This is a genomic window from Cyanobium sp. T1B-Tous (assembly GCF_024345475.1).
GTDB lineage: Bacteria > Cyanobacteriota > Cyanobacteriia > PCC-6307 > Cyanobiaceae > Cyanobium_A.
In genome coordinates this window covers 16,904-35,340 of the sequence record NZ_JAGQBE010000023.1, presented here as the reverse complement: position 1 = coordinate 35,340, position 18,437 = coordinate 16,904, and the positions used below count along the sequence as shown (strand labels likewise).

The 18,437-nt window shown below is 66.2% G+C and carries 19 protein-coding genes; 9 read left to right on the top strand and 10 right to left on the bottom strand.

The genetic code is table 11. The features are described 5' to 3' along the window. The coding region (locus KBY71_RS07295) for a 4-hydroxythreonine-4-phosphate dehydrogenase PdxA (protein ID WP_254928274.1) at positions 1–209 on the top strand (209 nt) is incomplete at its 5' end. A 29-nt stretch (positions 210–238) separates the two neighbouring features. Here KBY71_RS07295 and accB read toward each other — a convergent pair. Both accB and efp read right to left on the bottom strand, forming a co-directional pair. Beyond that, positions 239–724, bottom strand: a complete 486-nt coding sequence (accB, locus tag KBY71_RS07290) for an acetyl-CoA carboxylase biotin carboxyl carrier protein (protein ID WP_254928273.1) — start codon at positions 722–724, stop codon at positions 239–241. 5 nt (positions 725–729) lie between these two features. Beyond that, a complete protein-coding gene (gene efp / locus KBY71_RS07285; RefSeq protein WP_190388935.1) occupies positions 730–1,290 on the bottom strand; it encodes an elongation factor P in 561 nt (186 codons plus the stop codon). 114 nt (positions 1,291–1,404) lie between these two features. On the opposite strand from efp, the gene KBY71_RS07280 reads away from it, so the two are divergent. Next, positions 1,405–2,508 carry a peptidylprolyl isomerase gene (locus KBY71_RS07280; protein WP_396095089.1) on the top strand — a complete coding sequence of 368 codons (1,104 nt, stop codon included), beginning with the start codon at positions 1,405–1,407 and terminating at the stop codon, positions 2,506–2,508. 84 nt (positions 2,509–2,592) lie between these two features. On the opposite strand, the gene gap is transcribed toward KBY71_RS07280, so the two are convergent. Continuing rightward, positions 2,593–3,615, bottom strand: coding sequence for a type I glyceraldehyde-3-phosphate dehydrogenase (gene gap, locus KBY71_RS07275; protein WP_254928272.1), 1,023 nt, complete (start codon positions 3,613–3,615; stop codon positions 2,593–2,595). A 190-nt stretch (positions 3,616–3,805) separates the two neighbouring features. Between gap and murC the strand changes: the two genes are divergently transcribed. From murC to KBY71_RS07260, 3 genes are read left to right on the top strand one after another with little or no spacing between them, the layout of a single operon-like run. Beyond that, positions 3,806–5,266: a UDP-N-acetylmuramate--L-alanine ligase gene (gene murC, locus KBY71_RS07270; RefSeq protein ID WP_254928271.1), complete on the top strand. Its 1,461-nt coding sequence runs from the start codon at positions 3,806–3,808 to the stop codon at positions 5,264–5,266. Positions 5,267–5,271: 5 nt separating this feature from the next. Continuing rightward, complete coding sequence (gene murB, locus KBY71_RS07265; RefSeq protein WP_254928270.1) at positions 5,272–6,183, top strand: UDP-N-acetylmuramate dehydrogenase; 912 nt, start codon at positions 5,272–5,274, stop codon at positions 6,181–6,183. A 35-nt stretch (positions 6,184–6,218) separates the two neighbouring features. After that, entirely contained in the window at positions 6,219–6,560 is a 342-nt protein-coding gene (locus KBY71_RS07260; RefSeq protein WP_254928269.1) for a YbaB/EbfC family nucleoid-associated protein, read from the top strand. Here the strand turns inward: KBY71_RS07260 and rsgA are convergent. Genes rsgA through grpE form a run of 4 tightly spaced genes read right to left on the bottom strand, consistent with a single transcriptional unit; the run spans position 6,535 to position 9,713 of the window. Further along, positions 6,535–7,632 (bottom strand): ribosome small subunit-dependent GTPase A, encoded by a 1,098-nt coding sequence (gene rsgA / locus KBY71_RS07255; protein WP_254928268.1) that lies wholly within the window; start codon positions 7,630–7,632, stop codon positions 6,535–6,537. The two genes, KBY71_RS07260 and rsgA, sit on opposite strands and share 26 nt — an antisense overlap. Then, positions 7,622–7,867 (bottom strand): sulfurtransferase TusA family protein, encoded by a 246-nt coding sequence (locus KBY71_RS07250; protein WP_254928267.1) that lies wholly within the window; start codon positions 7,865–7,867, stop codon positions 7,622–7,624. Before KBY71_RS07250 ends, rsgA begins: the two co-directional genes overlap by 11 nt. Next, positions 7,864–8,982, bottom strand: a complete 1,119-nt coding sequence (gene dnaJ, locus KBY71_RS07245) for a molecular chaperone DnaJ (RefSeq protein ID WP_254928266.1) — start codon at positions 8,980–8,982, stop codon at positions 7,864–7,866. The genes KBY71_RS07250 and dnaJ overlap by 4 nt, the downstream gene beginning before the upstream one ends. Next, positions 8,982–9,713, bottom strand: a complete 732-nt coding sequence (gene grpE / locus KBY71_RS07240) for a nucleotide exchange factor GrpE (protein ID WP_254928265.1) — start codon at positions 9,711–9,713, stop codon at positions 8,982–8,984. Before grpE ends, dnaJ begins: the two co-directional genes overlap by 1 nt. An 88-nt stretch (positions 9,714–9,801) precedes the next feature. Here grpE and KBY71_RS07235 point away from each other — a divergent pair, with 88 nt between their 5' ends. The 3 genes from KBY71_RS07235 to KBY71_RS07225 are packed head-to-tail and all read left to right on the top strand — an operon-like array spanning position 9,802 to position 14,004. Further along, entirely contained in the window at positions 9,802–11,637 is a 1,836-nt protein-coding gene (locus KBY71_RS07235) for a GspE/PulE family protein (protein ID WP_254928264.1), read from the top strand. Positions 11,638–11,644: 7 nt separating this feature from the next. After that, positions 11,645–12,724, top strand: coding sequence for a type IV pilus twitching motility protein PilT (locus KBY71_RS07230; protein ID WP_254928263.1), 1,080 nt, complete (start codon positions 11,645–11,647; stop codon positions 12,722–12,724). Between the two features lie 20 nt (positions 12,725–12,744). Beyond that, positions 12,745–14,004: a type II secretion system F family protein gene (locus KBY71_RS07225; protein WP_254928262.1), complete on the top strand. Its 1,260-nt coding sequence runs from the start codon at positions 12,745–12,747 to the stop codon at positions 14,002–14,004. A 7-nt stretch (positions 14,005–14,011) separates the two neighbouring features. Here the strand turns inward: KBY71_RS07225 and KBY71_RS07220 are convergent, their stop codons facing one another. Further along, a complete protein-coding gene (locus tag KBY71_RS07220; protein ID WP_254928261.1) occupies positions 14,012–15,310 on the bottom strand; it encodes an NAD(P)/FAD-dependent oxidoreductase in 1,299 nt (432 codons plus the stop codon). Positions 15,311–15,333: 23 nt separating this feature from the next. Between KBY71_RS07220 and dusA the strand changes: the two genes are divergently transcribed. Continuing rightward, positions 15,334–16,380 carry a tRNA dihydrouridine(20/20a) synthase DusA gene (dusA, locus tag KBY71_RS07215; RefSeq protein ID WP_254928260.1) on the top strand — a complete coding sequence of 349 codons (1,047 nt, stop codon included), beginning with the start codon at positions 15,334–15,336 and terminating at the stop codon, positions 16,378–16,380. Between the two features lie 15 nt (positions 16,381–16,395). On the opposite strand, the gene KBY71_RS07210 is transcribed toward dusA, so the two are convergent. Together KBY71_RS07210 and argH are read right to left on the bottom strand one after the other, a co-directional pair. Continuing rightward, positions 16,396–16,938 carry an RNA-binding protein gene (locus KBY71_RS07210; protein ID WP_254928259.1) on the bottom strand — a complete coding sequence of 181 codons (543 nt, stop codon included), beginning with the start codon at positions 16,936–16,938 and terminating at the stop codon, positions 16,396–16,398. Between the two features lie 90 nt (positions 16,939–17,028). Continuing rightward, entirely contained in the window at positions 17,029–18,423 is a 1,395-nt protein-coding gene (gene argH, locus KBY71_RS07205; RefSeq protein ID WP_254928258.1) for an argininosuccinate lyase, read from the bottom strand. Positions 18,424–18,437 lie beyond the last annotated feature (14 nt).

Here is an 18,437-nt window from a genome sequence, read left to right as displayed (position 1 = left end):
GTCCCGATGGCTACCTGGCGCTCTATCACGACCAGGGCCTGATTCCGGTGAAACTGCTGGCCTTCGATGCCGCCGTGAACACCACCCTCGGCCTGCCGTTCCTGCGCACCTCTCCGGACCACGGCACGGGCTTTGCCATCGCCGGCCGAGGTGAGGCCAGGGCCGCGAGCATGGCGGCGGCCCTGGTGACGGCACGGGATCTGGGCTGAGCATCCCGGGGACCCTTCCCGGGGACCCGTCAGGCAGGCCGGACCCGCATCAACACCTGGCCAAACTCCACGGGCGTGCCGTTCTCCACCAGGATTTCGACCACTTCACCGCCCACCTCGGACTCCAGCTCGTTCATCAGCTTCATCGCCTCAAGGATGCAGACGGTTTGGCCGACCTTGATCCGGGAGCCCACGTCCACGAAGGGGGCCTCACCGGGGGCTGAAGCCCGGTAGAAGGTGGCCACCATGGGGGCCGTGACCTCCAGCAGATCGCTGCGACTGGCCGCAGCAGGCGGAGGAGGCGCCGAGGGAGTCACCGGCAGGGGAGCCGGAGCCGCCAGCGGCAGCACCTGGGCCGGGGCTGGAGAGGCCTGGATCACCGCCGTGGGAGCGGCCCCTGGCAGGTTGCGACGCACCTCCAGACGGAAGTCATCTCCCTCCAGCTTCAACTCCTGGATGTCGCTGTCCCCGAGGAGATCGAGGAGCTTGTGGAGCTGGTCGTGATTGAGCTGCATGGCGATCAGTTCTCCCGGCCGAGGTAGCTGTCGGTGCGCGTGTCGATCTTGATCTTCTCGCCGATCGAAAGGAACAGGGGCACCATCACCTGGGCTCCGGTTTCGACGATGGCGGGCTTGGTCCCGCCGGTGGCCGTATCGCCCTTGACGCCGGGATCGGTCTGGGTGATTTCGAGCACCACCGAGTTGGGCAGCTCCACTTCCAGGGGCTTGCCATTCCAGGCCACCACATTCACCTCCATGCCCTCCTTGAGGTACTTGCGGCTCTCCCCGATCTGCTTGGCGGTGAGCCGGGTCTCCTCGTAGGAGCCCATGTCCATGAACACGTAGTCGTCGCCCTCCATATAGGTGTGCTGCAGGGTGCTTTTCTCGAGCACGGCCTGGGGCAACATCTCGCCGGCACGGAAGGTCTTCTCCACCACGTTGCCGCTCTGCACCGCCTTGAGCTTGGTGCGCACGAACGCAGAACCCTTGCCGGGCTTCACATGCAAGAACTCCACGACCCTCCAGACCTGGCCATCCAGCTCGATTGAAGTACCGGTGCGAAAGTCGTTGCTGGAGATCATTCCGGCGGTTCGGATCTGGGGGATTGTACGGCTGGCTACCGGAGCCGGCCTGCCCAGCGCCATCCCAGGGGCCCGGAAGCTGTGCCAAAGTCCGCTCAACGACACAGGATTGCCATGGCACGGGGCCATTCCGGATGGACGCAGTGGTCCGGATGGGCCCGTCGCTGGGCAGGCCTGGCCGCCCTGCTGGCGCTGATGGTGATGGCTGGGCCTGCCGCCTGGGCCGCCCTGCCCCAGGGCAACGCCGTGACCGACCCGGCCGCCCTGCTGCGCAATGCCCTGCCGATTCAGGCCCCCGACCTGCAGGATCTGCAGCATCGCCTAGAAGCCACCAGCGATGACCTGCGGGCCAAGCGCTGGCCGGCCCTGAACAGCACGGTGCGGCGCTGCGGCTCCCTGCTCGGCACCCGCAAGGCCGCCATCCTGGACGGCTTTACGGCAGACACCAGGCCCGAAGCTGGGGCTTTGCTGGACCAACTGGAAGACCAGCTGCAAGTGCTTGCCGCGGCCGCCGAACGGCAGGAGCGCGACCCCTTCCTGTCTGCCCGGCGCGATGCCCTCAGCAGCATCGGCCAGGCCGAGGATCTGCTCGTGGGTCCATTCCCCTACGAGATCCCCGCTGAGTTTGCAGATCTGCCCCGCCTCCTGGGCCGCGCCACCGTGCAGCTCACCACCACCAAAGGAGATCTCACCGCCGTTGTGGACGGTTACAACGCGCCCCTGACGGCCGGCGCCTTCGTGGATCTGGTGCAACGGGGCTTCTACGACGGCCTCCCCTTCATCCGTGCCGAGGACTTTTACGTTCTGCAGACCGGCGACCCGGAAGGGCCCCAGGAGGGATTCATCGACCCCAAGAGCAAGGCGGAGCGCCACGTACCCCTGGAGATCAAGGTGCCCGGTCAACCGGCCCCCTTCTACAACCAGACGTTTGAAGACCTGGGCCTGTTCAAAGCCGCCCCGGAGCTGCCCTTCTCCACCAAGGGCACCCTGGGCTGGGCCCACTCTGACGAGGTGCTCGACGACGGCTCCTCCCAGTTCTTTCTCTTTCTGTTCGAACCAGAGCTCACCCCCGCCGGCCTCAACTTGATCGATGGCCGTTACGCCGCCTTCGGCTATGTAGTGGATGGTTTTGACGTGCTGGAAGAACTCACGGCTGAGGACGGCATCGTCCGGGCTCGGGTGATCGGTGGTGGCGACAACCTCCAGCCCCACGGTTGAGAGAGCGGCGACATCCCCTAAAAGCGCAAGCCATCAAAAAGCCGCTCCCGAGGGAGCGGCTTGGATCCAACTGGATCGCTCAGCTCACTTCCAGTTCTTGGCCACGATCTCAGCCAGATCGACGACGCGCTGGCTGTAACCCCACTCGTTGTCGTACCAAGCGATCACTTTGACCATGTTGCCGCCCATCACCAAGGTGAGGTCGGAGTCGATGATCGTGGATTCATCGGTGCCGGCGTGGTCGCTCGACACCAGGGGCAGATCGCAGTACTTGATGATGCCCTTCATGGCATTTTCCGATGCCGCCTTGAGCACCGCATTCACCTCCTCCTTGGTGGTGTCACGGCTGATATCGAGCACCATGTCCACCACCGAGACGTTGGGGGTCGGCACCCGCATGGCAATGCCACTCAGCTTGCCCTTCATCGGCGGGTAGACCAGGGCCACCGCTTGGGCAGCACCCGTGCTGGTGGGCACGATGTTGACAGCGGCCGCCCGGGCGCGGCGGAGATCGCGGTGGGCGGCATCCAGAATCCGCTGGTCACCGGTGTAGCTGTGGGTGGTGGTCATCGTGCCTTTCACGATGCCGAATTCCTGGTCCAGCACCTTGATGACAGGGGCCATGCAGTTGGTGGTGCAACTGGCATTGCTGAGAATGTCCCAGTCTTCGTGGCGGTATTGATCGGCGTTGACCCCGACCACGAACGTGCCCACCTTGGCGCCCTTGCCGGGAGCCGTGAGAATCACCTTCTTGGCGCCGGCTTCAAAGTGCTTGCTGGCACCCACGTCATCGTTGAACACACCGGTGGATTCGATCACCAGATCGACGCCCCATTCCTTCCAGGGAAGGTTGGCGGGATTGCGGTCGTAGAAGGTTTTGATCGCCTTGCCGTTGAGGACGATCGTGTCCTCGGTGGTGGTGACGTCCACGCCCCGCAGGGGGCCGAGCATGGAGTCGTACTTGAGCAGGTGGGCGTTGGTGTTGGTGTCACCGGAGCCATTGATGCCCACCAGTTCGATGCCGGTGTTGGCCCCACGGCTCAGCCAGCAGCGGGTGAAGTTGCGACCGATCCGGCCAAATCCATTAATCGCAACGCGCAAAGTCATGGCCGATCACGGCAAAAGCCGCTAGCGAAGGTGGTTTTGGCTGCAGATCATACAGAAATTGATCCGGTCTCCCCTCTTGCAGGAAGGGCGCACGCCGAGGACCATGCGCAAACGCGCAGCATCTCGTAAAGGTTTACGGGCTGTTGTCGGCTTAATTTCATGCTCACCAGACCCTGACCTGGAGCTGCCCTTGGCACCCCTGCTCGATCGCCACCAACCGCTGCACTTCATCGGGGTTGGCGGCATCGGCATGTCAGCCCTGGCCGGAATCCTGGCGGAACGGGGCTACGCGGTCAGCGGCTCCGATCCCCGCGACAACGCCGTGCTCGACCGCCTGCGCCGGCTCGGGGTGAGGGTGTTTCTGGAACAGAGCGCCTCCACCGTGGCCGCGATCCGCAGCGGCACCTCGATGGCCCCCCAGGTGGTGATCAGCTCGGCCGTGCCGGACACCAACCCCGAACTGGTGGAAGCCCGGCGGCTGGGGCTGGCCATCTGCCACCGCTCCGACGTGCTGGCCGCCCTGATCAACGGCCAAGCCTCGATCGCCGTGGCGGGCAGCCACGGCAAAACCACCACCAGCACCTTGATCGCCACCCTGCTGGCCGCGACCCAGCACGACCCCACCGCCGTGATCGGCGGCATCGTGCCCGCCTTCGGCAGCAATGGACGCCATGGCGAGGGGCGGCTGCTGGTGGCGGAGGCGGATGAATCCGACGGCTCCCTGGTGAAATTTCGCTCCTCCCTGGGGGTGCTCACCAACGTGGAGCTGGACCACACCGACCACTACCCCGACCTGGAAGCCCTGATCACCACCCTGCAGCGGTTTGCTGGAAACAGCGAACGGCTGCTGGCCAACCGGGATTGCCCGATCCTGAGGGAACGCTTCAAACCGGCCCACTGGTGGTCGATCGAAACGACCGAGGGCGTGTCGTTTGCAGCCATCGCTCGGGAGGAGCGCGGCGATGGCACCGTCGCCGACTTCTACGAAGACGGCACCGCGGTGGGCTCCATTGAACTGCCCCTGCCCGGGCGCCACAACCTCAGCAATGCGGTGGCCGCCATGGCCGCCTGCCGACTGGAGGGGGTGTCCTTCGCCGAGCTGCGCCAGGCGGTCGCCAACCTGCAGACCCCCGGCCGGCGCTTTGATTTTCGGGGACTCTGGGAGGGCCGACTGGTGGTCGACGACTATGCCCATCACCCCAGTGAAGTGGCCGCCACCCTGGCCATGGCCCGCCTGATGGTGGAGAGCGGGCGCAGCTCCCTGCCCGTCCCCCCCCGGCGTCTGGTGGCGGTCTTTCAACCCCATCGCTACAGCCGCACCGCCCAGTTTCTCGAGGGGTTCGCCGCGGCCCTCACCCAGGCCGATTCCGTGCTGATTGCTCCCCTGTATGCCGCCGGGGAAGCCCCGATCCCCGGCGTCACCAGCGCCGCCATGGCCCAAGCCGTGCGCGAGCTGGCCCCAGGGCTGCCGGTGCTCGTGGCGGACAGCCTGGAGGAACTGGCCTCCCAGGTGGCCGTCGCCAGCCGGGAGGGCGACCTGGTGCTGGCCATGGGCGCTGGCGATGTGAACAGCCTCTGGGATCGCCTGGGCCAATGGCAACAGGCTGCCGACCAGGGCACGACCCCAAGGGCAACGCCCCTGGCGGCCTGAAGGCCATGGTTGCGGCCCCCAGCTGCCCCCCAGCCCTACGCCAGGAGGTGAACCTGAGCGCCTTCACCACCTGGAAAGTGGGAGGGCCAGCCGAGTGGTTCGCCGAACCGGGCGACCAGGCTGAGCTGATCGCTCTGGCGGCCTGGGCCCACGGCCAGGGTCTGCCCCTGCGCTGCATCGGGGCGGGCTCGAACCTCTTGATCGCCGATGCCGGGGTGCCGGGGCTCACGCTCTGCAACCGCCGCCTGCAGGGCAGTCGGCTGGAGGCCCACAGTGGCTTGGTGGAAGCCGAGGCTGGTGAGCCGATTCCCACCCTGGCGCGCAAGGCGGCCCGGCTGGGCCTGAGCGGGCTGGAGTGGGCCGTGGGCATCCCGGGCACCGTGGGGGGCGCGGTGGTGATGAACGCGGGGGCCCAGGGCGGCTGCACGGCCGACTGGCTGGTGTCGGTGCGGGTGCTGGATCCGTCGCGGCCCGGGGCACCCTTCGAACTCCAGGGCCATGAGCTCGACTTCGCCTACCGCCACAGCCGGCTTCAGGCCGAATCCTGGATCGTGCTCTCCGCCACCTTCCGGCTGGATGCGGGCCACGACCCGGCCAGCGTGACAGCCCTCACCAGCGCCAATCTCCACAGCCGCACCAGCACCCAGCCCTATCAGCAACCCAGTTGCGGCAGCGTGTTTCGCAATCCAGAGCCCCAAAAAGCCGGGCAGCTGATCGAGGCCCTGGGGCTCAAGGGGCTCCAGATCGGCGAGGCCCAGGTGTCCCCGATTCACGCCAATTTCATCGTCAACACCGGTGCGGCCCGCGCCGCGGACATCGCGGCCCTGATCCAGGAGGTGCAGGGGCGGGTGATGGCCAGCCATGGGATCGCCCTGCACCCGGAAGTGAAGCGGCTCGGCTTCGAACCAGGGCGCTGACGGACCCTTAGCCTGCGGCAAACAACTTCCAGGGCATGGCTGGCTTCGGACTCCCCAATTTCGGTCAGCTCACCGAGGCCTTCAAGAAGGCCCAAGAACTGCAGCAGAACGCCCAGAAGCTGCAGGAAGAGCTGGATGGCATGGAGCTGGAAGGCCGCAGTGCCGACGGCCGGGCCAGCGTGTGGCTCTCGGGCAACCAGCAACCGCTGCGGGTGCAACTGGCACCGGAACTGGTGGCCGAAGGGGCCGCCGCCAGCGAAGCAGCCGTGCTGGAGGCCCTGCAATCGGCCTATGAGCTCTCCACCGGCACGATGAAGGGCCGCATGGAAGAGCTCACCGGCGGCCTGAACCTCAACCTGCCGGGTCTGGGGGGCTGAACGCGCCGCCGGTGTCCCGGCCGGAGTCGTCACCCGTGTCCCCGTCCAAGAGCTGCTGGCGCTGGCGGCGCCTGGACGGCTGCCGCAGCTGGGGGGCCAGGCGCGGCTCCAGCCCCTGGCCGCGGCGGCGCAGCCCGGGGCCCTCAGCGCGGCTGGAGGCCCGGGCCCGGCGTTCAGCATCCAGCACCACATCGGCCAGGCACTGCAGGTAGAGCCCGTGGCGCTCCCAGTCGGCCCCCACGGCACAGCCCGGATCTCCCTGGTGCAGGCAATTGCTGAAGCGGCAGGATCCCCGGCTCAGCCGCTCCCGAATCTCGGGAAAGAGGTCGGCCAACCCGGCCGGTTCGGCGGGCAAACTCGGCCGGTTGAAGCCGGGGGTGTCGGCGAGCAGCGCCCCCGGCGCCAAGGGGAAGAGTTCCACATGGCGGGTGGTGTGGCGCCCGCGCTGCAACCGACCCGACACCGCCGCCACCCGGAGGCCCAGCTCGGGACACAGCCCGTTGAGGACACTGCTCTTGCCCACCCCAGAAGGGCCGCAGAGCACGGCGATGCCGGGCTGGACCAGCCGCTGGTGAAGCCGCTCCAGACCCTGGCCCGTGTGGGTCGACACCGCCAGGGCCTCGTACCCCCAGGCCGCGGCCCGCTCACACCAGTCCTGGGCCAGCGGCGCGGGTACCAGATCCGCCTTGGAAAACACCAGCTGCACCGGCCGGCCAGTGGCCTCGGCGGTAAGCAGAAAGCGGGTGAGTTGAAGGGGATCCAGCTCCGGCTCCGCCAGGGCCACCACCACCACCACCCGCGCCACATTGGCGACCGCAGGGCGTTCCAGCAGCCCATCCCTCGGCTCCAGGGCAGCCACGGCGCCGCGCCCCTCCGGCCAGTCGATTCCGTCCACCCAGACCCGATCCCCCACGGCGATGCTCTGGCCGCTCTTGCCAAGCCGGGTGCGGCGGGTGCAGAGCAGGCGACTCAGACCGGTGGGACCCGGCCGATCGAGCTCCACCCAGCAGTAGTTGGCCAGCAGGGCCACCACCTGGCCAGGCAGACGGAGCCGGCCAGCCTCAGCCGACATGGCGACGGATCAGCAGGCGCACCGCCCCTTCCTGCTCCGGATGGGGCGTGCAGGAGACCCCATGGCCGGCCGATTCCAGTCCCTGGGTCACCAACTGCTGGGGGTCACCGGCGTCGAGATCGACCTGAAGCAGCTCCCCGGGGGGCACCTGCTCCAGAGCCAGCTTGGTGCGGATGAAATTGAGCGGGCAGGGGGTGCCGCGCAGATCGAGCGCCGGCGGCTGGGCCGGGCTCAACCGAACAGGCCCCCAAACAGCCCACTCTTGTGGGGATGCTTCTGCCCCTTGCTGCTGTGGTGGCCAGCCAGCTGCTCCAGCAGCTCCCGCTCTTCGCCGTTGAGCTTGGTGGGCAGCTGCACCTTGACGCTCACCAGATGGTTGCCCCGGGCCACCGGATTGCCCAGCTTGGGCACCCCCTTGCCCTGCAGGGTGAGCACGGCCCCAGGCTGGGTGCCGGCGGGGATCTCCAGCTGCTCATGCCCATCGACGGTGTCGACCTCGATGGTGTCGCCCAGGATGGCCTGGAGGTAGTTGAGCGTGACCTCGGAGTGGATGTGGATGCCATCGCGCCGCAGCCCCGAGGCTGACTGCACGGAGAGGAAGACGTAGAGATCGCCGGCGGGGCCACCACGCTGGCCCGCGTTGCCCTCATTGGCCACCCGCAGCCGGGTGCCGGAATCCACGCCGGCGGGAATGTTGATGCGCAGCTTCTTGCGCACCTGCTGCAGTCCCTGGCCGCCGCAGGCGCTGCAGGGATCGGCAATCACCTGGCCGGTGCCCTCACAGGTCGGACAGGCGGCCACCTGGGTGAAGCTGCCGAAGGGGGTGCGGGTGGCACGCCGCACCTGGCCGGCGCCGCCGCAGGTGCCGCAGGTGGTGGGTCCGCTGCCCGCCTTGGCTCCGGAGCCCTGACAGGTACTGCAGGTTTCGAGGTGACGGATCTGCACCTCCTTCTCGATGCCGAACACGGCCTCCTGGAAGCTGATGGTGAGATCCAGGCGCAGGTCGTCACCCTGGCGGGGTCCCCGCCGCCGCGGCCCGCCACCCGGTGCCGCTCCACCGAAACCACTGAAGAAGGTCTCGAACAAATCGGCGAACCCCCCCATGTCGCCCATGTCGGGCATGCCACCGCCGCCACCCAGCCCCGCCTCTCCGAACTGGTCGTAGCGGGCGCGGGTCTGGGGATCGCTGAGCACCTCATAGGCCCGACCGATCTCCTTGAATTTGTCCTCGGCCCCCGGGTCCTTGTTGACGTCGGGGTGGTACTGGCGCGCCAGCCGTCGGTAGGACCGTTTCAGGGTGTCGGGATCGGCATCGCGGGCGACACCGAGCAGGTCGTAGTAGTCGGCCATCAGCCGCCCTGCTCCTCAGCGGTTCCGTTGTCCCCGGCAGGTCCTGTCCCGCCATCGGCCGGGCCAGGCCCCATCGACACCTTCACCAGGGCGTGGCGCAACACCCGTCCATTGAGGTGGTAGCCGCGCTGCAACTCCTCAATCACCACATCCTCCGGATGGGCCTCGCTGGGTTCCCGCAGCACGGCCTCGTGCAGGGTGGGATCGAACGGCTCTCCCTCCACTCGCATCGGGGACACGCCCAGCTGCTTGAACACCTCCACCAACTGCTTGTAGAGGCCCTGGTAGCTGCGATGGAGGGTCTGGGCCTCCTCATGCTGGGGGTTGAGCTGCTGACGGGCCCGGTCGAAGTTGTCCACCACGGGCAGGATCTCCCCGAGGGTGGAGCAGGTGATCTGCAGCCGCAGGTCGTCGCTGTCCCGGCTCTGGCGCTTGCGGAAATTGTCGAAGTCGGCGGCCAGCCGCATGTACTGCCCGTTGAGAGCCTCATGCTCGGCCCTCAGGGAAGCCAGTTCCGCCTCCAGCTGGATGGCCCGGTCGGAGGACTGGGCGCCCTGGGAGTGGGTCCCGCCGGCCTCCACTGGAGCCTCGCCGGAGGACTCAGCCGGAGCACCTGGCGTCGGCTGATCGCCAGCACTGCCAGGCCCTGCCGGGGTCTCCATGGGGTCGACGGAGGGAAACGTTTCGGATCCAGGGTTGCTGTCACCGCTCATCGAGGTGTCACCGCTCATGGCTGACATGGTCAGACTTTGGTTCTAGACATGTTGAAGCTCCGGGCCCACCTCCCACAAGCGGCGGAAGCCCGCACCTCCAGGCGCCATGACTCTCACCCCTACGCGTCCCGTTCCCGAAGCCAGCAGCGAGGAACAACAACGGCTGGAAGTCGAACTGCTGGTGGGCGAGCCCGTACTCCAGGGAATCGAGCTCCAGGCCGCCGGTCAGGACCTGCTGCTCGCTGGCAAGGGACTGAGCACGGAACGCTGGCGTGAACTCGGTGCCCTGCCCCTGCTGGAGGCCAACGGCCGGCTCAGCGTGGCCGTACCGAGCCACTGGGTCCAGAAACAGCGCCAGGAACTCTGCGACGCACTGGAGAAGGCGGGATACGGTGCCGATCTCAAGCTGGCCCTGGCCAGCAACCTGACCGAGATGCTCGCGGCCAGGCCTGTTGCTCCGTCCTCGGAGGACTCCAGGGACTCCCAGCAGCCCAGAACCAGCCCAGCACCCAACGCCCCCCGCTCCCTGACCAAGGACCTGGGGATCGCCGGTGTCGGCGGTAGCGGGGAACTCCAGGAAGTCGCCGATGTGGAGGACCTGGAGATCAACGCGGCGGCCGCCAGCAGCAGCGCCAATGCCTCACCCATCGTCAGCCTGGTGGACCGGATCCTGATCGAGGCCCTCACCTCAGGAGCCAGTGACATTCACGTGGAACCCCAGGAAAACACCCTGGAGATTCGCTTCCGCCTCGATGGGGTGCTGCAGAAGCACTTCGAAGACTTGCCCAAGAGCCTGACGCCGGCTGTCACCTCCCGGATCAAGATCATGGCGGATCTGGATATCGCCGAGCGACGGCTGCCGCAAGACGGCCGAATCCGGCGCATGTTCCGCGGCCGGAAGATGGATTTCCGGGTCAGCACGCTGCCGAGCCGCAATGGCGAGAAAATCTGCATGCGGCTGCTCGATAGCGGCGCCACCCAGCTCGGCCTGGAAACCTTGATCACCGATGCTGATGCCCGAAAAACCCTGCGAGAGCTGGGTTCCAAGCCCTACGGCATGATCCTGGTGACGGGCCCAACGGGCTCGGGAAAGTCAACCACCCTCTACGCCCTGCTGGCCGAACGCAACGACCCGGGCATCAACATCTCCACCGTTGAAGACCCGATCGAATACACCCTCCACGGCATCACCCAGACCCAGGTGAACCGCGAAAAGGGTCTCGACTTCAGTACGGCCCTGCGGGCCTTCATGCGTCAGGACCCGGACGTGCTGCTGGTGGGGGAAACCCGCGACCTCGAAACCGCCAAAACGGCGATCGAAGCTGCTCTCACCGGCCACCTGGTGATGACCACCCTGCATTGCAATGACGCCGCCAGCGCCATCGCCCGGCTCGATGAAATGGGGGTGGAGCCCTTCATGGTGAGCGCCTCCTTGCTGGGGATCGTCTCCCAGCGCCTGCTGCGACGGGTCTGTGCGGCCTGCCGGATCAGCTACAAACCCTCGCCGGAGGAACTGGGTCGGTTCGGCCTGCTGAGCAGCCATGAAACCGACGTGACCTTCTACCGGGCCAACACCCAGCACAAGAACCAAGCGGGATGTTGTCCTGCCTGCAATGGGGCGGGCTACAAGGGACGCGTTGGGGTCTATGAAATTCTGCGGATGACCGACACCCTGGCCGCCGCCGTTGCCAAACGGGAAACCACCGACGTGCTCCGTCGCATGGCCCTTGAAAACGGCATGAAAACCCTCCTAGGCTATGGATTGCAGCTCGTCCGCGAAGGTCACACAACCCTGGCGGAAGTCGAGCGCATGCTGCTAACCGACTCCGGGCTCGAATCGGAGCGGCGATCGCGCTCCCTAAGCACCCTCACCTGCAGCAACTGCGGAGCCGGTCTCCATGACGACTGGCTTGAATGTCCCTACTGTCTGACCAGCCGCTAAGGATGCTATGGCCGTGATGATCGAAGACCTGATGAGCCAGCTGGTGACGGATGGCGGCAGCGATCTCCACATCAGCGCCGGCCTGCCGCCCTACGGCCGCTTCAACGGTCAACTGAGACCACTCCAGGATGATTTTCTGGACGAGGAAGACTGCAACAAGCTGATCTTCTCGATGCTCAACAATGCCCAGCGCAAGCAACTGGAGCAAACCTGGGAACTCGATTGTGCCTACGGCCTCAAGGGTGTTGCCCGCTTCCGGGTCAATGTCTATCGCCAGCGGGGCACCTATGCCGCCTGCCTGCGGGCCCTCGGCAACAGCGTTCCCACCCTCGAAAGTCTTGGCCTTCCTCCAATCGTGGAGGAAATGAGCCACATCCCTAAGGGTCTGATCCTGGTCACAGGTCCCACGGGCTCCGGCAAAACCACCACCCTGGCGGCCATGCTGGAGCACATCAACCAAACGCGCGCTGAACATATCCTGACCATCGAAGATCCGATCGAGTTCACCTACAAACCGGTCAAGAGTGTCATCCACCAGCGTCAACTCAATGACGACACCCGCAGCTTTGCCAACGCCCTCAAGGCCGCCCTGCGGGAAGACCCCGATGTGATCCTGGTGGGGGAACTGCGCGATCTCGACACGATCCAGCTGGCGATCACCGCAGCCGAAACAGGTCACCTGGTGTTCGGCACCCTGCACACCAGCTCGGCAGCCCAGACCGTCGACCGCATGGTCGACGTGTTCCCCCCAACCCAGCAGACCCAGATCCGGGTTCAGCTGAGCAGCAGCCTGGCGGCCGTGTTTGCCCAGACCCTCTGCAAACGCCATAATCCAAGCCCAGGGCAGTTCGGCCGGGTGATGGCGCAGGAGATCATGATCAACACCCCGGCTACGGCCAACCTGATCCGGGAAGGCAAAACGGCCCAGCTCTATTCCCAGATTCAAACAGGCGGCCAGCTGTCGATGCAAACCCTGGAAAAGGCTCTCAGTGATCTGGTGCTCAGCAATCAGGTGACCATGGATGAGGCCCTGCTGAAAACCTCGAAACCTGAAGAGCTCAAACGCCTCGTCAACCAACTGGGCTGATCCCTGGGACCCACTGAGTCATGCCCACTTTTGTCGCCACCTACGTCAACCCCCAGGGCAAGTCGGCCCTCGTGGATATCGAGGCACCCAATCCGGCCCAGGCCAAGCGCAGCCTGCGACTGCGTGGCATTCGCGCAACGGAAATCAAGGCCAAACAGAAAGCCGGTGCGACCGGCTCCAGCGCGGCCATTCAGCTCAATCAAAAGCTCAAATTTTCCAAGCTGAACGAACTGCTGGAAGCCAAACCGGGCATCAAAGAAAAAGCTGTATTTGCCAGCAAGATGTCCGCGCTGATCAACGCCGGCGTGCCAATCGTGCGCAGCATCGATCTGATGGCCACCCAGCAAAAGATGCCCCTGTTCAAGCGCGCCCTGCAATCGATCAGCTTGGAGGTGAATCAGGGGATTTCGCTGGGGGAAGCCTTACGGCGCTGGCCCAAGGTATTCGACAAGCTCAGCGTTGCCATGGTCGAAGCCGGAGAAGCCGGCGGGGTGCTGGATGATTCCCTAAAACGCCTGGCCAAGCTGCTCGAGGACAACGCCAAGCTGCAGAACCAGATCAAGGGTGCCATGGGCTATCCGGTGGCGGTGCTAGTGATCGCCATTTCCGTCTTCTTGGGCATGACGATCTTCATTATCCCAACCTTCGCCGGAATTTTCGATGGTCTGGGAGCGGAACTCCCCTGGTTTACCCAAATGATGGTTGATCTGAGCAGCTTGCTGCGATCAACTTTCTCGCTCTATCTGGTGATCGGCTTGGTAATCGCCATCTTTCTATTTGGCAGATTTTATGCCACACCAATCGGACGACGGCGGGTGGATGCCTTGGTGCTCAAACTTCCGCTCTTTGGCGATCTAATTCAAAAAACGGCCACGGCCCAATTCTGTCGCACCTTTAGTTCATTGACGCGCGCTGGTGTGCCGATCCTGATGTCGCTCGAAATCGTAAGAGAAATCAGCAATAATTCCATCGTCTCCGATGCCATCAACAATAGCCGCCAGGATGTGCTTCAAGGGATCCCACTGAGCGTCGCCTTGGGACGCATGAAGGTTTTCCCCGATATGTCAATCAGCATGATGGCCATCGGAGAAGAGACCGGCGAAATGGACGCCATGCTCTCCAAGGTGGCTGACTTCTATGAGGACGAGGTGGAGACCTCGGTAAAAGCGCTGACTTCGATGTTGGAGCCAGCTTTGATCGTGCTGGTGGGTGGAATTGTGGGCTCCATCCTACTCGCAATGTATATGCCGATGTTCGCCGTCTTTGATCAAATCAAATAGCGCCAGATCACCCTGCTGCCAAAGCCTGCCCCGCGAGCCAGCCACTGCTCCAGCAGTGCTGAAAGTTGAACCCTCCGGTTACCCCATCCACATCCAGGAGTTCGCCCACCAGGTAGAGGCCCGGTTGCACGCGGCTGGCCATCGTGGCAAGATTCACCTCCCCTAAGGGAATCCCGCCGGCCGTCACGAATTCCTCCCCGAAGGGGCCCCGGCCGGTGACAGCCACCCGGGTATCGCGCAGGGCCGTCACCAGAAGCTGCTGATGGCGCTTGGAAAGGTCGGCCCAGCGCTGCTGGGGATCAACGCCATGGCGCTGGAGCAGGGCCAGCCACAACCGCCGGCTGAGGGCCGGCCAGGGCCGCCAGTTGGCCAGCTGCCGTTTGGCCTGCTCCTGCTTCGCCTCGGCGAACAGGGCCTCGAGCTGGGGCTGAGACTGCCCGTCGCTCCAGTCGATCCGAAGCTCGCCGCGGTAGCCAGTGGCCTTGAGGGCGCGGGCCGCAAAGGCCGTGAGCCGCAGGGTGGCCGGACCGGACAAGCCCCAGTGAGTGATCAACACGGGACCCCGCTGGCGGAAGCGCTGGACGGGGCCCTCTGTCGCTCCGGACCCCGGGTCGGCCGGCAGCTCCAGCAACAGGACCACCGGCTCCATCACCACCCCCGCGAGCGCGCAGAGGGGATCATTGGCCAGGGCCAGCGTGAACAGGGAGGGCACCGGCGCCACCAGCCCATGGCCCAGGCCGGCGGCCAGCTGGCGGCCGCTGGGGTGACTGCCGGTGGCCAGCACCAGCCGATCGGCGCCCATCAGCCGGCGCTCACTGCCACCCGACCCCCCGGCACTGCTACAGCGCACCTGCAGGGCAAACCCGCCACCGGCCGCCACGGCCGCCCCCTGCAGGCTCGCCCCCGTGAACAGCTGCACGCCGGCCTGCAGGGCCGCCCGGCGCAGGGTGGCCGCCACGGATTCGGAACGGTTGGACCGGGGGAACAGGCGGCCATCGGCCTCCTCCACCAGCTCGAGGCCATGCTCGTGGAACCAGGCCACCGCATCGCCACTGGCAAAACGGGAAAAGGGACCCCGCAGGGCCTGCCCCCCGCGGGGATAGTGACCCACCAGCTCCCGGGGATCCCAGCAGGCGTGGGTGACATTGCAGCGGCCGCCCCCACTGATCAAGAGCTTGTGAAGCGGATCGCCGGTGGCCTCGAGGAGCACGATGTCGCGCACGCCGGCCTCAGCAGCGGCAATGGCGGCCATGAAACCGGCGGCCCCGCCACCCGCCACCACGACGGCAGCATGACTAGGCAGCATCAGCAGGGGATAAGCGGGGGGGCATGGGCGGGCAGCATGGGCTGATGGGGCAGACCGATCCGGCCAGCTATCGCTTCAGTGTGGCTCCGATGATGGACTACACGGATCGGCACTTTCGGGTGTTGATGCGCCAGATCACCCGGCACAGCCTGCTCTACACCGAAATGGTGGTGGCCCAGGCCCTCCATCACGCCAGCCGGGACCCTGGGGCCAGCACAGCCGGCGGCCGACTGGATCGGCTGCTGGGTTTCGACCCGATGGAACACCCCCTCGCCCTGCAGCTGGGCGGCGACGACCCGGCCCTGCTGGCGAAGGCGACCCGACTGGCGGCCGACTGGGGCTACGACGAAATCAACCTGAATGTGGGCTGCCCGAGCGAAAAAGTGCAGAAGGGCCGCTTCGGGGCCTGCTTGATGGCCGACCCCCACCGGGTGGCCGACTGTGTGGCGGCGATGACGGCCGCCAGCCCCCTGCCGGTGACGGTCAAACACCGGATCGGCATCGACGAGCGCGATGCCTACGGGGACCTGCTCGCCTTTGTGGATCCGGTGGCCGCAGCCGGCGCGCGGCGGTTCGCCGTGCATGCCCGCAAGGCCTGGCTGGAGGGGCTGGATCCCAAACAGAACCGCACCGTTCCCCCCCTCCGTTACGACGTGGTGCACCAGCTCAAACGGGATCGGCCCGGGCTCACCATTGAGCTGAACGGCGGCCTGGAGAGCCTGGATGCCTGCCTGGAGCAGCTCAACCAGGTGGATGGGGCCATGGTGGGGCGGGCGGCCTATGCCCATCCGCTCCAGTGGGTGAACGTGGATCACCGGGTGTTTGGGGATGGAAGCCAGCACCCAGCCAGCGCATCAGCCGTGGTGCGGGGCCTGATTCCCTATGCCGAACGGTGGCGCAGCCGGGGAGAACGGCTCTGGCCGATCGCCCGCCACCTGGTGCATGTGGTGGAAGGGGTGAGCGGAGCCCGGCGCTGGCGCCAGCAGATCACCCAAGCCGCGGGTGCCCGGGATGCGGAGCCAGCGGTGCTGGACGCCGCCGCCCGGGCCCTGGAGGAGCGAGGGCTCTAGGCCGGAATCAACCGCCTAGCCCTCAGCACCGCCGTAATAGTCACCACCACCGCTATCACCGCCGCCGCTGCGGCGGCGGCGGGTGCGGCCGGCATCGAAGCTGTCGCCTGAAGCGGGAGCCCCGGCTCCATAGCTGCGGTCTTCCCAGCCGCGGGCCCCCGAACCCCGATCGCCGCCACCACCTCCATAGCCACCACCCCCGTCGTTGCCCCGGTTGTAGCCGCCGCCACCACCGCCTCCATAGCCGCCGCCGCCATAACCACCACCGCCGCCGCCGTAGCCGCCACGGCGCTGACCACCGCCGCCGCCACCGCCGCCACGGGGCTCGGCCTTGTTGATGCGCAGGGGACGGCCCATCAGCTCAGCCCCCTGGAGGGCGTCGATGGCCTTGGTTTCGGCGGCGTCATCCGCCATCTCGACAAAGGCGAAACCGCGCTTGCGCCCGGTGTCGCGCTCGAGGGGCAGGGAACAGGTCACCACGTCACCGAAGGGTGCAAACAATTCCGCGACGTCTTCCTGCTCAGCACGGAAGGGAAGGTTGCCAACAAAGATGCTCACGAACCAGAGATCGACCGCGTGGCCGATGCATGTGGGCCATTGGGCCGCTAACCAACCCACCCTAAGACGCTTGACGAAAACTGCCCGCTCTCAGGTGGCCAGTTGCATCCGAATGCGCTGCAACTGCTGCTCCACTTGCTCGAAGCCGGTGCCCCCCTCGCTGCGGCGGGCCGCCACCACCTGCCGTGGACTGATGGCCGCATAGATGTCTGCTTCAAAGGCGGGATGGAGCTGCTGCCAGCGCTCCAGCGGCAGGTTGACCAGCAGCACTCCCTCAGCCAGGCAGCCCTTCACCAGACCGCCCACCAGCTGGTAGGCCTCCCGGAAAGGGACCCCCTTCGCCACCAGGTAGTCGGCCACATCGGTGGCATTGGAAAAATCTGCCGCCACGGCGGCCTCCAACCGCTGGGGCCGAAACTCCAGACCCTCCTCGAACAGGATCGCCATCGCCTCCAGGCAATCCAGACAGGTGCGCACCCCATCGAAGAGGGCTTCCTTGTCCTCCTGGAAGTCCTTGTTGTAGGCCAGGGGCAGACCCTTGATCATCGTCAACAACCCCATCAGGTGGCCGAACACCCGGCCGCTCTTGCCGCGCACCAACTCGGGGACATCGGGATTCTTCTTCTGGGGCATCAGGCTGCTACCCGTGGCGCAACGATCGGTGAGGCCCACGAACCCGAATTCCTCAGACGCCCAGAGGATCACCTCCTCACTGAGACGACTGAGGTGCACCAACACAAGGCTGGCGGCGGCCATGAACTCCACGGCGAAATCCCGGTCGCTCACCGCATCGAGGCTGTTGGCGTAGATGGCCTCAAAGCCGAGCTCCGCCGCGGTCTGGCGCCGATCGATCGGCACCGGCGTGCCCGCCAGGGCCGCCGCCCCCAGGGGGCAGATGTTGACCCGCCGGCGCACGTCGGCCAGGCGCTCGCGGTCGCGCTCGGCCATCTCGATGTAGGCCAGCAAATGGTGGGCCAGACACACCGGCTGGGCCCGCTGCAGGTGGGTGTAGCCGGGAATCAGCACCGTGCTGTGGCGCTCGGCCTGGGCCAACAGGGCCCGCTCAAAACGCAGCAGGGCCCCATCAATGGCCCCGATCTGGCCCCGCAGCCAGAGGCGTAGGTCGGTGCCCACCTGATCGTTGCGGCTACGGCCGGTGTGCAGCTTCTTGCCCAACGGCCCAAGCAGCTCGATCAGGCGCCGCTCCACGGCGAAGTGCACGTCTTCGGCCTCCAGGCCGGGGTTGAACGCGCCCCGGGCCGCCTCGGCCCGCACGGTCTCCAGACCCTCGATCAACTCGGCTGCCTCGGCCTCCGAGATCACGCCACAGCGGCCCAACATGCGGGCATGGGCGATGGAGCCATCCAGGTCCTGCTGCAACAGGGCGATGTCAAAGCCGATCGAGGCGTTGAAACGCTCAATCGCCGGATGCAGGCCCTGCTCAAAGCGCTGGCTCCAGGTGGAGGCGGTGGAATCAACGGCCATTCAGGGCTAGGCGC